12 protein-coding genes are annotated in these 14,395 nt (G+C 50.2%); 9 read left to right on the plus strand and 3 right to left on the minus strand.

Features of this window, described 5'->3' with window-relative positions; genetic code table 11:
• Window positions 1–19: 19 nt before the first annotated feature.
• Window positions 20–2,062, minus strand: a complete 2,043-nt coding sequence (locus Q0991_RS21145; RefSeq protein ID WP_299492290.1) for an AMP-dependent synthetase/ligase — start codon at window positions 2,060–2,062, stop codon at window positions 20–22.
• Window positions 2,063–2,345: 283 nt separating this feature from the next.
• On the opposite strand from Q0991_RS21145, the gene Q0991_RS21150 reads away from it, so the two are divergent.
• Window positions 2,346–2,486 carry a ribbon-helix-helix protein, CopG family gene (locus Q0991_RS21150; RefSeq protein ID WP_012162641.1) on the plus strand — a complete coding sequence of 47 codons (141 nt, stop codon included), beginning with the start codon at window positions 2,346–2,348 and terminating at the stop codon, window positions 2,484–2,486.
• Here the strand turns inward: Q0991_RS21150 and Q0991_RS21155 are convergent, their stop codons facing one another.
• Together Q0991_RS21155 and Q0991_RS21160 are read right to left on the minus strand one after the other, a co-directional pair.
• Window positions 2,487–3,359, minus strand: coding sequence for an alpha/beta hydrolase (locus Q0991_RS21155; protein WP_299492294.1), 873 nt, complete (start codon window positions 3,357–3,359; stop codon window positions 2,487–2,489).
• A gap of 360 nt (window positions 3,360–3,719) precedes the next feature.
• Complete coding sequence (locus tag Q0991_RS21160) at window positions 3,720–4,205, minus strand: Hsp20/alpha crystallin family protein (protein WP_366525032.1); 486 nt, start codon at window positions 4,203–4,205, stop codon at window positions 3,720–3,722.
• A gap of 196 nt (window positions 4,206–4,401) precedes the next feature.
• Here Q0991_RS21160 and Q0991_RS21165 point away from each other — a divergent pair, with 196 nt between their 5' ends.
• The 8 genes from Q0991_RS21165 to ppsA all read left to right on the plus strand — a co-directional run.
• On the plus strand, window positions 4,402–5,412 hold the full coding sequence (locus Q0991_RS21165; RefSeq protein ID WP_299492298.1) for a zinc-dependent alcohol dehydrogenase family protein: 1,011 nt from the start codon (window positions 4,402–4,404) through the stop codon (window positions 5,410–5,412).
• A gap of 179 nt (window positions 5,413–5,591) precedes the next feature.
• A complete protein-coding gene (locus tag Q0991_RS21170; protein WP_299492300.1) occupies window positions 5,592–6,353 on the plus strand; it encodes an ABC transporter ATP-binding protein in 762 nt (253 codons plus the stop codon).
• Entirely contained in the window at window positions 6,347–8,710 is a 2,364-nt protein-coding gene (locus Q0991_RS21175; RefSeq protein ID WP_299492303.1) for an ABC transporter permease, read from the plus strand. The genes Q0991_RS21170 and Q0991_RS21175 overlap by 7 nt, the downstream gene beginning before the upstream one ends.
• A gap of 13 nt (window positions 8,711–8,723) precedes the next feature.
• Window positions 8,724–10,214, plus strand: a complete 1,491-nt coding sequence (locus Q0991_RS21180) for an HlyD family efflux transporter periplasmic adaptor subunit (protein WP_299492305.1) — start codon at window positions 8,724–8,726, stop codon at window positions 10,212–10,214.
• A 106-nt stretch (window positions 10,215–10,320) separates the two neighbouring features.
• Window positions 10,321–10,710: a hypothetical protein gene (locus Q0991_RS21185; protein WP_299492307.1), complete on the plus strand. Its 390-nt coding sequence runs from the start codon at window positions 10,321–10,323 to the stop codon at window positions 10,708–10,710.
• A 28-nt stretch (window positions 10,711–10,738) separates the two neighbouring features.
• Window positions 10,739–11,176 carry a hypothetical protein gene (locus Q0991_RS21190; protein ID WP_299492313.1) on the plus strand — a complete coding sequence of 146 codons (438 nt, stop codon included), beginning with the start codon at window positions 10,739–10,741 and terminating at the stop codon, window positions 11,174–11,176.
• A gap of 31 nt (window positions 11,177–11,207) precedes the next feature.
• Window positions 11,208–12,284: a hydrogenase expression/formation protein HypE gene (hypE, locus tag Q0991_RS21195; protein ID WP_299492309.1), complete on the plus strand. Its 1,077-nt coding sequence runs from the start codon at window positions 11,208–11,210 to the stop codon at window positions 12,282–12,284.
• Between the two features lie 201 nt (window positions 12,285–12,485).
• Window positions 12,486–14,395, plus strand: a 1,910-nt coding sequence (gene ppsA, locus Q0991_RS21200) for a phosphoenolpyruvate synthase (protein WP_299492311.1), incomplete at its 3' end; no start/stop codon positions are given.

Below are 14,395 nucleotides of genomic sequence, written 5' to 3' on the forward strand. Positions count from 1 at the left end.
ATTCAGCAGGAATAAATCCCTAAGAGGCTTCTAACCTCAGTGACGCAGACGATGGTGGGATAACGGGAGAAGCTGGCTGAGCTATCGCAGGCACAACAGCGCCATATAGTGCCTCAATTTCTTCGGCGAAGGCCGTACAGGTGGATTCCCGATCGAGTCGTCGAGAAGGAGTCAGTAATCCATGGGTAACAGTCAGTGTTTCAGGTATTAGACGAAAGCGTTTCACCCTTGACCACGCCGGGAGGTTCTGATTAGCCGCATCGATCAGTAACTGATATTCAGCAACAATCTGCGCATGGTCTACGATCTTGTTAAGGGAAAGATGGAGTCCTAGCTTCTTGGCTAGTCTTTGCAGTCTCCGTCGATTGGGAAAAATCAGCAGACCACAGTAAGGGCGCTGGTTACCCACTGCCAAAGCCCAGTCTACTAACGAGGATTGAACAAGATGATGCTCAATACGCTCAGGGGCCACATATTTACCAGTTGATAACTTAAAAAGACTTTTTTTCTGACCGGTAATGGTCAAGAACCCTTCATCGGTTATCTCCCCATAGTCGCCGGTGTGGAACCAGCCCTGCGCGTCAATGGCTTCTTGGGTTGCCATTGGATTGTTGTAATAGCCTTTCATCACATAGGGAGCTTTAGCCAAGATTTCGCCATCGGGTGCGATCTCAATTTCAACACCAGGGATAGGCACCCCTACCGTGCCAGCTCGATTCAGTTCTCCTCGATTCACACACAGGACGGCACTCGTTTGCGTGAGGCCATACCCTTGTAGGACCGGAATACCCGCAGCCGACAAAACGTTGGCTAACTCTGACTTAAGGGCAGCCCCCCCACAGAGGAGATACCTGAGCCGTCCCCCAAATCCCTTGCGCCACGGGCGATACACTAACTGGTCTGCTAGTTTAAGTTTCCAAGTATAGAGTCCATGCGACTGGCAACCCAGTTGGTATCTCTGCGCTAGATTGATAGCCCACTGGAAGATCATCTGCTGGAAATGGGGCAGGTGATGGCCTCGCTCCAGAATTTTTTGATAGACCTTTTCTAAAAGGCGGGGAACGGTCGATAAGATAGTGGGCCTGATCTCCCGAATATGCTTTACGATTCGTTGGGGAGTCGTAAAATAAACAGTATGGCCATGGTTCAGGTGTCCATACAGCATGACGCGAGCAAAAACATGGGTGAGCGGCAGAAAAGAAAGGACTGTTTCCTGAGGGCCATTTCGAAGACCCGGCATAATGCTAAACGCGGCCAGTGCATCCCCTGCCAGATTCTCATGGGTGAGCATTACCCCTTTTGGCAGCTCGCACAGGTAGGGAGCACCATGTTGTAGCCGCTGTCTGAGGGATGTCACTGCCTGAAAAATCGGTAATACTTGGCTTCTAAATGCCTGACAACGTCCCGTCGCACCAGCAACATAAACAATGGTGGCCACATCTTTAGGTGAAATCTCAGCTCGCAACCGCTTCCGGGATTGGTCTGATAATTGCTCTTGCCCCCATATCCGCACGGAAGGCAAAGACACAAGTTGAATGCTATCTGGAAGAGTAGTCTGAAGCTCTATCGAAGAATCCTCGCCGGATTTGGAGTCTATGCCATTGGCAACAATAACGAATTTCAGCGTAGATAGCTCATGTAGGCAAGGAATAATTTGCTGCAGCACCTGTAAATCAGACAGTACAAGGGCTTTTGCGCCACTATGCTGCATAATGAACACCATATTTTCTGGGGTTTCACCCATATAAATAGGGACGTTAATCAGGTGGGCCAACAAACTGCCCATATCGGCCAGGCAGAAATTGACATCACTGTGCATGAGTAAGGCCATGCGATCTCCAGCCTCTAGCCCAAGTTCTTTTAGACCCAAAGCGATTTCTTCGGTGGTTGTACGGAATGCCTGTGATGAGACGGGTTCCCAACCTTCTTTCGTCCAATGATTAAAGGCTTGGGCGTTCGGATGATGCTCGCAGGCTTCATCGAGAAGCGACGGCAGGGTTCGTCCCAAGAGCCCCTGTTCAGACTGCGGGGGTGGGCAGTAAATCTCACTGGGTGTAAACATGATCAGCTAGAGTCGCTAATGACGACTCTCTCTCACAAACGGCGCTGGTTCTCCTCAACCATTTCGCGCTTTCCTTGATGTGAGATGGCTTCTGACAAAGCTACGCGGTGTAATTGTTACTTCTGCAGCAACAAGGAGCGTGAGCGATGCTGAAGCACTGCTTGAATAATTCTGAATAGCATCAATACAGCGCGTTCATTGAATTGGAACCTTAAAACATGCTCTAGTGGCGTTGAATGACAATTTTTAAGGTACAATCGCAGTATAGCATATATCTATACATATGGCCCAGAACCAGCTTTGTATAAGAATTCCAGAGCATGAACTAAAAATATTGGACCGCTATGCGAAAAAAACACAACGAACCAAGACCGATATCATTCGTGAATTCATTCGCTCTTTGGAAGAGACCACAAAAGGCTAACTATATGCCTATAAGCTGTCGTTCCTTGTTTTTCTCAAAGGAAGTTAGCTGTTGACGGAGCCATTGGCTCATATCAGCGAGTACTGTTTGGGCCTCCAGATCAGCATGTAAGTCGTGAAAGGCTCCTGGGTATTCCAGATGTTGTTTGGTCTTGCTACCGACCTTGTGAAAAAAGGTTGCGCTCTCGGTGAGAGAAGCGGTCTGATCGTTGCTGCCATGGAGCATCAACAGCGGTAGACGGAGATTCGCTGCGTGGGCTTGTAATTCGGCTTGAGTGCGGAGAAACTCAGTGGCTAACCGAGCTGTTCCTTGAGTATGCCGCAGTGGATCCTGAGAATAGTCTAGAAGGACGGCTGGATCGCTAGAATTACTGGCTAGATCGATGCCCGTATTGAGGGAAAATCGAGGCCATAGCTGTGATAGAAGGCCAGCGATTGCTAACTTCCAGGGTGAAACACCGACAGCTCCCATGGGTAGACCGGACACAATGATGCCCATCAATGGATGCGGGGAATGTAGGACATAATCCAGAACAATTACACCTCCTAAACTATGTCCCCAGGCAAAGAGAGGAACGTGAGGCTGTTGGCGCTCAACTAACTGCAGAAAAAAGTGAAAGTCGGTTCTAAACTCTGACCAGTGGTTGATATAACCTCGCTGTCCAGAAGAGCGACCATGCCCCCGCAGATCTAAGACATAGACCGCATAATCCTGAGGAACAAATGTATTGACCGCATTCATAAAAGTACTGCCATGGCTACCGAGGCCGTGGACAATTGCCACCGCAGCTTGAGGAGGATGTTCGGGGAACCAAGCTCGATAGTAAAGCCTGTGCTGCTTTGCTCCGAACAAATAACCTGATTTAGTGTGCATGTGAAAATACCTGCCTTTATGCGTAAATAACGCCACCCACTTACGGCTGCAGGAGAAGGCCAAGTTTGCGCTTAGCAAAAGACCTGTAAGATAGTGCCATTATAGCGAATAGCTTATTGATTTTCGTATGGAGCACCTGAGAACAAGGTATGAACTGTCTCGAAAAAAGTTGTCAGGAACATCAGAGTTGGACGTAGCCAAGTACTTCTCATGACTGGTTTGCAATGCCTCACGATTTTTCTCGGTGTTAGAGCATGGGTCACAAGACAGTGATCTGTAAATTAATCCAGCAATTAGCACTGTGATCGCACCTTGAATATGAAGATGCGATCACAGCCTCACGAAACAGTAATTGAGTATCTAGCTAATTTCTACTTTTACAGACTTTTTCATATCCTCCTCAGACTTCGATAAGGTGAGACTCAAGACCCCATTGTTGAATTCTGCTTGAACGTTATCGGTCTTAATGGGGCTAGGCATGGGGATAACGCGTTCAAATTTTCCATAGTGGAATTCAGATCGAACGGTCCCTTCTGACTCTGCTTCAATTTCAGTCTTGCGTTCTCCTCGGATGTAAACGGCATCTTTGGTGACTTCTATATCAAGATCCTTAGCATCAAGACCAGGAAGTTCAAATTTGAGATGGATTTCTTGATCAGTTTCGTCCATTTCTGCAGATGGCATGAAGGTAAGACTCTTTTCTCCATCCCGTTCAGAAATTGGCATTAACCGTCCAAACATCCGATCCATCTCACGTCGTAAGCTTTCCAATTCTTGAAAAGGTTCCCAACCTAACGGATACATGCGTTCAAAACTATGGAATGGATCACGAAGGACAATAGACATCATTACGCCTCCTCGCTATCACGACTGGATTGGGGGGCTCCCCACAGAAGTTTTATAAAGCACCGTTATGTTTGAAACGATAGGGGAGTCACCTCCTTCTACTTTGAATTTAAAAAATAAACTTGATGAATTTGTGAGGGGTTCCCTTTCGCCAACAGTATTGAGAGATATACATCTAGCCTTGGAGGAATCAGCAATGCGAGCAATGCAACTAGATGCCCCCGGTCAACTTCTCAGGTTGGTAGAACGCCCCATCCCCACCCCTAATCCTCACCAACTTCTATTGCGGATTCATATTTGTGGGGTTTGTCGAACCGATTTACATATTGTTGATGGCGAGCTGCCAAATCCCAAATTACCGCTTATTTTGGGACATCAGATTGTGGGCACCGTGATTGAACTGGGGGAACAAGTGACAGGATTCAAACAAGGTGATCGCGTCGGTGTTCCCTGGTTGGGACAAACCTGTAACTGCTGCCGATACTGCCTTTCAGGTCGGGAGAATCTTTGCGATCAAGCCCGGTTTATGGGCTATAACCTGGATGGAGGTTTTGCTGAATATGCAGTGGCCGATGCCCATTTCTGCTTTCCCATTCCTGAAGAGTATCCTGATCTACAGGCAGCCCCACTACTCTGCGCAGGTCTCATTGGCTATCGATCCTATCGCATGGTGGGCAAGGCCGAACGGATTGGTTTCTATGGCTTTGGCGCAGCGGCCCATATCTTAATTCAGGTGGCCAATTATCAAGGACGTCAGATCTATGCTTTTACCCGACCTGGGGATATGCAAGCACAGCAGTTTGCCCGTGAACTTGGGGCGGTATGGTCCGGGGGATCTGATGAAAGTCCACCCCAAAGCCTAGATGCTGCGATTATTTTTGCTCCCGTTGGCTCATTGGTGCCAGCGGCCTTGACGGCTGTCACTAAAGCAGGGGTGGTGGTTTGTGCCGGTATTCATATGAGTGATATTCCTAGCTTTCCTTACAAAAGTTTGTGGGAGGAACGTTCTATTCGCTCAGTGGCCAATCTCACGCGCCAAGATGGGGAAGAATTTCTGACTTTAGCCCCTCAAATTCCCATTCAAACGCAAGTCCAGGCTTTTCCGCTGAGTACTGCCAATGAGGCACTGTCGGCATTGAAGAATGGAAAGGTGACTGGAGCCGTAGCTTTAGTAATGACTGATGAGTCAGGTCAAAAGGACTTTTAGCGTTTGAGGCTTCCTCACGTCCGAGAACGCTAATCCTTTGAGAAAGTTGTGAGTGTCCTTGCTACTTCACAACTTTCTCAAGCTTGGAATCTAAGTTCAAACTAATGTGCCAAAGAGTTTTTACATGCCGAGCCAAGGATATTACGGAAATAAGTCTTGTCGTGACGATGGTTTTAGCCATGTCTCAGCCTTCACAAATCTCTAACAACAAAGGCAGCTCCTTGATGTCTCTTGCCAGTACAAGTCTTTTTAAGGTGAGGGGGGTGACTAAAACCTATGTCATGGGTGAGGTGACGGTTGAGGCCCTCAGATCGGTGGATTTGGAGCTTTTTGCCGGTGAATTTATCGTTCTACTCGGTCCTTCTGGCAGCGGGAAATCCACTCTTCTCAATATTCTGGGGGGTCTGGATGTGCCTTCCAGTGGTCAGGTGATATTTCAGGGGCAAGACCTAACCGCGGCTAATGATCGCACCCTCACCCGCTTTCGCCGCCAGAGTGTGGGCTTTGTCTTTCAGTTCTATAACCTTATCCCCAGCCTCACCGCCCGTGAGAATGTTGCTCTCGTCACCGAGATTGCCCCCCAGCCCATGCATCCCCGCGAAGCGTTAGAACTGGTTCATCTTGGTGATCGTATCAATCACTTTCCAGCTCAACTATCCGGGGGAGAACAGCAACGGGTTGCGATCGCACGAGCGATTGCTAAACGCCCCCAAGTGCTGCTCTGTGATGAACCCACGGGAGCTTTGGACTTTCAAACCGGTAAGCTCGTCCTGGAAGCCCTCGCCCAAGTCAATCGGGAGTTAGGGACAACGACAGCCGTCATTACCCACAACGCTGGGATTTCCGCAATGGCCGATCGGGTGATTACCATGCGGAGTGGCGAGATAGTGGCTGTTCGAGAGAATGAACACAAAGTGAAACCGGGAGAGTTGGAGTGGTAGCCCTTGACCAAAAACTCCTTCGAGATCTCCGTCATCTCCGGGGACAGGTGATTGCGATCGCATTGATCGTCGCCTGTGGAATTGCTTGTTTGGTGACCATGCTGAGTGCCTACGATTCCCTGCAGCTCTCACAACAGACCTACTATGATCGCTATCAATTTGCGGATGTATTTGCCCAGTTGAAGCGGGCACCAGATTCCCTTATTGAGCGGATTGCTGAACTACCAGGTGTGCAGCAGGTGCAGACGCGGGTGGTCGTGGATGTGAATTTGGATGTGCCTTCCCTACCGGAACCTGCAACTGGACGGTTGATTGCCATTCCTGAGCAGCGGACCCCGATGTTAAATGATCTGTTCATTCGTCAAGGCCAATATATTGAACCCGGACGACGAGATCAGGTTTTAGTCAGTGAGGTGTTTGCGCAAGCGAATCATTTGGAGCTGGGGGATACCTTGGGCGCCGTGATCAACGAACGGTGGCAGCAATTACGGATTGTCGGGATTGCCTTATCACCCGAATATGTTTATGAAATTAGGGGAGTGGAGCTGTTCCCAGACAATCAGCGCTTTGGGGTGATCTGGATGGGGCGAGAGGCGTTGGGCACAGCCTTTGATATGGATGGAGCGTTTAATGATGTCGCCCTATCCTTGATGCCAAGCGCTAATCCGGCCAGTGTTATTTTCCGGCTTGATCAGTTATTGAAACCCTACGGAGGGCTGGGGGCCTACGAACGGGCTGATCAGATTTCCCATCAGTTTATCAACAGCGAAATCGAGAGCTTGGCAGCCACCGCAGTCATGGTGCCCTTTGTGTTTCTGGGGATTGCTGCGTTCTTGCTGAATCTGGTTCTTGCGCGGCTAGTGAGTACCCAGCGAGATCAAATTGCCGTTTTGAAAGCCTTTGGCTACGACAATCTCGCTGTGGGTTGGCATTACTTAAAGCTCGTCTTGGTGATTACCCTGCTTGGAGCCGGGTTAGGGACAATTGTTGGTATTGGTTTGGGGGCCGTTATTACTGAGAACTATGCCCGCTTCTATCACTTTCCGGTGCTGCGGTATCGAGCGGGCCTTCAGATTATGATCACTGCCATTGTTGTGAGTGGAGGGGCGGCTGTCCTGGGGACATTCACGGCAGTGAAACAGGCTGTATCTTTACCCCCCGCAGAGGCCATGCGGCCCGAGCCTCCAGCATCCTTTCGACGCACGATTATTGAGCGGATGGGAATGCAACAGTTTATCCCTCCAGTGGGGCAAATTATTCTGCGGAACCTAGAACGGCGATCGTTGCAGGCGAGTCTGTCAATTCTGGGGATTGCTGCTGCAGTAGCCATCCTCGTCATTGGTCGCTATTTCGAGGATGCCACCAACTACATGATCGAAGCCCAGTTTCGGCAGGTGCAGCGAGAAGATGTAACCCTGGTATTTAATGAACCGCTGTCCAGTCGCGCCCGTTATGAATTAACCCATTTACCGGGAGTAATGCAAGCTGAGCCCTTCCGGGCCGTTCCAGCTCGTCTACGATTTCAGCATCAAACCCACCTGAGTGGCTTGACAGGATTGGAGCCTCAAGGAGAATTACGGCGTCTATTAGACCAAGACTTCTACCCTGTACCTCTCCCTGATCAGGGGGTGGTCTTAACCACAAAGTTGGCTGAGATCTTAGGCGTAACGCCCGGTGACCCGCTGACAGTGGAAGTTTTAGAGGGAGAACGCCCTACCCGGACAGTGCTAGTGGTGGGATTCGTCGATGAATTGATTGGTTTGGGGGCTTATATGGATATTCATGCCCTCAATCAGTTAATGCGAGAAGGGCCAACCCTATCAGGAGCCTACCTGACCGTGGATGCCCACCACTTGGAGCAGCTCTATACCCAACTAAAACAAACCCCTGCTGTGGCTAGCGTGGCCTTGCGGGAGCGGGTGATTACTGAGTTTGAAAAGACCATTGGTGGCAGTTTTGCGATTTTCACGACAGTGTTGGTTATTTTTTCAAGTGTGATTGCCTTTGGGGTAGTCTATAACGTTGCCCGGATTGCGCTTTCAGAGCGCGACCGTGAACTCGCAACCTTGCGTATCATTGGGTTTACCCAAGGAGAAATTGCCGTCATCTTGCTCGGTGAGCAAGCCATCGTCACCGTTGTGGCGATTCCCTTCGGCTTTGCCTTGGGATTTGGCTTAGCGGCTCTGATTACTCGGGCCTATGACTGGGAATTGTTTCGGTTCCCCTTAATTGTCACGCCCGCTAGCTACGCCTTTGCCTTTGTGATTATTTTTCTAGCAGCTCTGGGTTCTGGAGGATTAATTCGTCGTCAGCTCAACCATCTGGATTTAATTGCCGTGCTCAAAACCCGCGAATGAGAAGGAAGATCCGATGCAACACAAGCAACATCGCCCCTTAATCCCGTGGTTGCGCAGGCCGCAACAGAAGCCCCCGGTGCCCTCCCCTCCTTACCCGTCAGACGATGGGTACTCTACCCCTTCAACCCAACTGAAACCCCAAACCCCAAACCCTAAAAAGCGCCTGCCTCCCTGGAAGCGCCTCCCCCGTCGCCTTCCCTATTGGCTGTTAGGATTGGGCGTTGCGACCCTCGTGGCTCTTGCTTTTCGACCTACACCCATTGCAGTGGACTTAGGCCAAGTTCAACGCGGTCCGCTCCAAGTCACCGTTGATGCTGAGGGTAAAACGAGGGTACTCCATCGCTTTACGATTGCAGCCCCTGTGGCAGGACGTCTGGCCCGTATTGACCTGGATCCAGGCGACCCGGTTCAATCAGGAGCCGTCGTGGCTCGGATAGATCCCCTCCCTCTGACGACCAAGGTCCAAGAAGCCCAAGCGCGCTTGCAAGAACTGCGCGCCCAACTGGCAGGAGTGGAAACCCAGCGTCCTAAATCCGCAGCCTTGGCTCAAGCCCAAGCCCAGATTCGAGCGGCGATCGCAACCCAGCAACAGGCAGAGGCTCGGCTAGCGGATGCTAAAGCGGCCTTGGCTCAGGCCACTCGCGATCGCAAACGTGCCCAGGACTTGGAAGCGGCAGGAGCCCAGACTCGAAAGGTCCGTGAGGATGCTGAGTTAGCGGCAACCCAACGACAGCATGAATTGGAAGTGGCTCAAAAACAGGTCCAAGGTGCGATCGCAACTGTTGCTGCCGCTCAAAAAGCGTTTTCTGTCCTCAAGGCCGAACAGCAAGATCCCGATTATTTATTAGAGGTCTATCGAGCCCAAATTTCCAGTACAGAATCCACCTTGGTTAATCTTGCGGATGAAGCACGTCGAACCGTTGTTCGAGCCCCTGTTGGAGGCAATGTCTTTCGAGTGCTGCAAGAAAGTGCGCGCTTTATATCAGCTGGTGAACCGCTCCTAGAGTTGGGAGATGCCAGACAATTGGAACTGGTAATTGACGTCCTCTCTACAGATGCCGTTAAGATCAAACCCGGTGCTTTTATTCAAGTTGAACATTGGGGTGGCCCTCACCCCCTCCAAGCCCAAGTGCGCTATGTTGAACCCTCAGCTTTTACAGAAGTGTCTGCTTTGGGAGTAGAAGAACAGCGCGTCAACGTTATTGCTGATTTTATATCCCCTTCTCGATCCCTGGGGGATGGCTATCGAGTAGAGTCTCGCATTGTTGTCTGGGAGGATAAGGATGTGCTCAAGGTGCCCGTGAGTGCATTATTTAGATGTGAGAATCAGAAATGGTGTACCTTTGTGGCTGATCAGGGAAAGGCCCAGCGACGTCAAGTGATCATCAGCCAACGCAGTCAGCTTGAAGCAGCGGTGAAGAAAGGACTAGAAGTCGGTGAAGAAGTCATTCTTCATCCCACGGAGCAGATCAAGGCGAACCAACGCATTCAAAGTAGAGGCTAACGTTGCCCTCACGAATTCCTCAAGGGAATTTCATACCTTTGAAATAGAGAGCTTCAGCGTTGGGTTCAACCCTGAACAGCTGCATTGTCTAGGAATCAATGAAGTCATGGAATATCTCTACTTCTTTGATAATGCCAGTCTTACGATCCGGGTGATCGAGTATCTGCATCAATGCAGAGGGTTGTCGTTAGACGTTGTAACCGTTATTTATTTATCCGGTGGATGGTTGATGCGGATTAAGTTCAAAGAATGGCTCGACCCCAAAACAGCAGCGAACGTTCGGGCCGTCATGGATGAGTTTGGATATGCTTGTATTCCTTCCCCAGCGATGATGGCTGCGTTGAAAAGTCTTGTGGATGGGCAATCGCCAGCAGCTGTGATGCAGCGCTTTCGGATTGCCGTCGTTACCCATGGCCAACCGAGTCGAGAAGAGATTGAAGCCTTTCAACAGCAGTTTATCCTACGGTCAGGCGCTTATCCCAAAAGTCTGCGGTAGGGACCATGAGGGAGGTAACAGTGTGATAATGAATATTAAGCTCAACCAACACCCAGAACCATTCCAGCCAGTGACGGATCCTTGGCAGGGTACCCTGGTGCAATCGATTCCCCAGCACCCATCTGAGACTCCGACCGTTCCATTGAACTTACAGCCGATACTGAGTCCGGCTGGCATCCCTGACGCACCGGCTTTATCGGCTGGCGTTCGTGAGAAAAGCCCTACAGTTCAATTTTTACTTCGATGGGGTTTGAAACTTTCCCCAACCGATCATTCAATTGCTGGACTCAGGGATGCCTTGGCCCTTCTCATGTGGCAAGCATCCATCTTCCAACTCTCTCAAATGCTGATTGAAGATGAGTTGAGACTCAACGCATTTGACCAGGATAAACTCAAGACGCCAATTCAAAAGGCCCTAGCACTCCTCTTTTGGTTGGGACAAGGCGATGCCATGATGCCCGCCTAGCCTGTCCTGTTGTAACTATTGGAAATCGCCCATGCCAATCGATTCTGTCTCTTGCCCTATCCCCATTGAGCAATATCCCCAGGTTTTGTTAGCTCATGGTGGAGGGGGTAAGCTGATGCATCAGCTGATTGAGCAGATGTTCGGGCGTCTATTCCAATCGGAAGATCGTCACCAGCATGATGCTGCGGTCCTTGATGTCCCACCGGGACGACTCGCGTTGACGACCGACTCCTATGTGGTCCATCCCCTATTTTTCCCAGGAGGGGATATTGGTTCGCTAGCTGTCTACGGCACTGTGAATGATCTAGCGATGGCAGGAGCTCGTCCCCTTTACCTCAGCACCAGCTTTATTCTGGAAGAGGGACTGCCCATGACTACCCTTTGGCAAGTTGTGCAATCCATGCAACAGGCCGCCCACCAAGCTGATGTACAGATCGTCACGGGTGATACAAAAGTGGTGGAACGGGGAAAAGGGGACGGCGTGTTCATTAATACGGCAGGTGTGGGGGTAATTGAACACCATCAGACCATCCATCCTCAATCGATCCAACCGGGTGATCTAGTCATACTGAATGGTGACTTGGGCCATCATGGTATGGCTGTTTTGGCGGAACGGGAAGGGTTGGAATTTGAGAGTGAAATCAAGAGCGATTCAGCTCCTCTGAATTATGTGGTATTAGATCTCTTAGCCCAGGGTTTAGAGCTGCACTGTATGCGAGATCTAACGCGAGGGGGATTAGCGAGTGCTTTAAATGAGATCGCTTTGGCTGCTCGGGTTGCGATCTCACTGGATGAAACCTGTATTCCTATCCGAGAGGATGTCCAGGGTGCCTGTGAAATTCTAGGATTTGATCCCTTGTATGTGGCAAATGAAGGTCGTTTCATCGCTTTCGTGCCACCACAGTCTGTAGATTTAGCCCTTGCCAGATTAAATGCTCCCCTCCCCGAGCCGCTCGATACCAATCCTCAAATAAAACATCAGTATCCGGCACAGGTGATTGGTCAAGTCACAAAAACCTCATCCCCTCGGGTTACCCTAACCAACCGAATTGGTGTAGAGAGGATCGTTGATTTCTTAAGTGGGGAGCAACTCCCTCGAATTTGTTAGGTGATTGAGCCGAGTCAACACAAATATGCGGGTAGGACAATGCACTAATTCTGGTACTAAGATGCTCAGAAAATCCTCACAATTCCAGCGAACACTATAGTTAGTGCCTTAAAAATTCTGATTAGAGAGGGTAAAGATATAGAGCGGCTTTAATTCACGTTTTATCTCAAGCCTAATTCGAGATTCCTGGAGCTTCAATTCATGATTCATACAGAACCCCGCCTTGTCTCAGAAACCAACCGCAAGCAAACATTGATCTTAGGTTTTGATGAGGTGGGCATTGCCGACATCCCCCTAGTCGGTGGCAAAAATGCTTCCTTGGGTGAAATGATCCAGCATCTAGTTCCCCTGGACGTGAACGTCCCCAATGGCTTTGCCACCACCGCCTATGCCTATCGGTATTTTGTTCAGCAGGCAGGGATTGAAACTCAGCTGCGGCAGATTTTTGCCGATTTAGATATCGAAGATGTCGATAATCTACGCCAGCGAGGACGACAGGCCCGATCGCTGATTCTCCACACCCCCTTTCCCAAGGATCTGGAGTTAGCGATTTCCACTGCCTATTGCCAACTGTGCGAACAATATGGCGTAGGCAATGCCGCTTCCGAAGGGCAAGCTTCCAAAGAGCAAGAACGCCTGCAAGCCTATCACTACAACGTTGACGTCGCCGTCCGATCCAGTGCAACGGCAGAAGACCTACCCGATGCCAGCTTTGCGGGACAACAGGAAACTTACCTCAATGTCCATGGTGTTAAACAGGTTTTGGAATCCTGCCACAAATGCTTTGCCTCCATCTTTACAGACCGGGCGATTTCCTATCGCACCCTTAAAGGCTTTGACCATTTCCAGGTGGCCCTATCCGTGGGTGTGCAGAAAATGGTGCGCTCGGATCTAGCCTCTTCTGGAGTGATGTTCTCCATCGATACGGAAACCGGGTTTAAGAATGCAGCCTTAGTCACCGCCGCCTACGGCCTAGGGGAGAATGTGGTCCAAGGCGCAGTTAACCCCGATGAGTTTCTAGTCTTTAAACCCACCTTGCTCGACGGATTTCGTCCTATTTTGAGCAAACATCTGGGCAGTAAAGAAATCAAAATGGTCTACGACTTGGGGGGCAGCAAACTCACCAAAAATATTGCCGTTCCTGAAGCGGACCGAACCAAGTTTGCCGTCAACAACGATGAAATCCTCACCTTAGCCCGCTGGGCCTGCATTATTGAAGACCATTATTCCCAAGTCCGGGGTGTGGACACCCCCATGGATATTGAATGGGCCAAGGACGGCCAAACGGGAGAACTGTTTATTGTCCAAGCCCGGCCAGAAACCGTCCAATCCCAGAAGGTCGCCAATCGGCTCTCCTCCTATCGAATGACGGTAGATACCTTGCCTACTCCCTTTATTGAGGGTCGAGCCGTGGGTGATCGCATTGGCCAGGGGGCAGCTCGGGTGATTGCTTCGGTGCAAGGGATTAAGGAATTCCAGGCGGGAGAGGTCTTAGTGACCAACCGCACGGACCCCGATTGGGAACCGATTATGAAAAAGGCTAGTGCCATTGTCACCAATCAAGGGGGACGCACCTGCCATGCCGCGATTATTGCTCGGGAGATGGGTATTCCCGCCATTGTCGGTTGTGGCACCGCCACCGAAGTCCTAAAAACAGGTCAGAACATCACCATTTCCTGTGCTGAAGGTGAAACGGGACAGGTTTATCCCGGACTGCTGCCCTTTGTAGTGGAAGAAACGGCCTTAGATGAACTGCCTCCCACCCAGACCCAAATCCTCATGAATGTGGGCAATCCCGATGAAGCCTTTGGGCTGGCAGCTATTCCCTGTGATGGGGTGGGGCTAGCGCGATTGGAGTTTATTATCGCCAATCAGATTAAGACCCATCCTTTGGCACTGCTGAAATATGACGAGTTGACGGATGTAGAAGCCAAGTTGGCCATTGCTCAACTGACTGCTGATTACGCCTACAAACCGGATTTCTTTGTCGATAAGCTGGCCCAAGGGGTGGGCATGATTGCGGCAGCTTTCTATCCGAATCCCGTGATCGTCCGCATGTCCGACTTTAAGAGTAATGAATATGCCAACTTAATCGGCGGACGCCAGTTTGA

The sequence above is a fragment of the Acaryochloris sp. IP29b_bin.137 genome (genome assembly GCF_028285745.1).
In the GTDB taxonomy this organism is placed as follows: domain Bacteria; phylum Cyanobacteriota; class Cyanobacteriia; order Thermosynechococcales; family Thermosynechococcaceae; genus Acaryochloris.

Coding starts and splice junctions, on each gene's coding strand:
- Q0991_RS21155 (WP_299492294.1), bottom strand. CDS start 3,359: ATGCACACTAAATCAGGTTATTTGTTCGGAGCAAAGCAGCACAGGCTT.
- Q0991_RS21145 (WP_299492290.1), bottom strand. CDS start 2,062: ATGTTTACACCCAGTGAGATTTACTGCCCACCCCCGCAGTCTGAACAG.
- Q0991_RS21190 (WP_299492313.1), top strand. CDS start 10,739: ATGAATATTAAGCTCAACCAACACCCAGAACCATTCCAGCCAGTGACG.
- Q0991_RS21165 (WP_299492298.1), top strand. CDS start 4,402: ATGCGAGCAATGCAACTAGATGCCCCCGGTCAACTTCTCAGGTTGGTA.
- Q0991_RS21170 (WP_299492300.1), top strand. CDS start 5,592: ATGTCTCAGCCTTCACAAATCTCTAACAACAAAGGCAGCTCCTTGATG.
- Q0991_RS21185 (WP_299492307.1), top strand. CDS start 10,321: ATGGAATATCTCTACTTCTTTGATAATGCCAGTCTTACGATCCGGGTG.
- Q0991_RS21150 (WP_012162641.1), top strand. CDS start 2,346: ATGGCCCAGAACCAGCTTTGTATAAGAATTCCAGAGCATGAACTAAAA.
- Q0991_RS21180 (WP_299492305.1), top strand. CDS start 8,724: ATGCAACACAAGCAACATCGCCCCTTAATCCCGTGGTTGCGCAGGCCG.
- hypE (WP_299492309.1), top strand. CDS start 11,208: ATGCCAATCGATTCTGTCTCTTGCCCTATCCCCATTGAGCAATATCCC.
- Q0991_RS21160 (WP_366525032.1), bottom strand. CDS start 4,205: ATGTCTATTGTCCTTCGTGATCCATTCCATAGTTTTGAACGCATGTAT.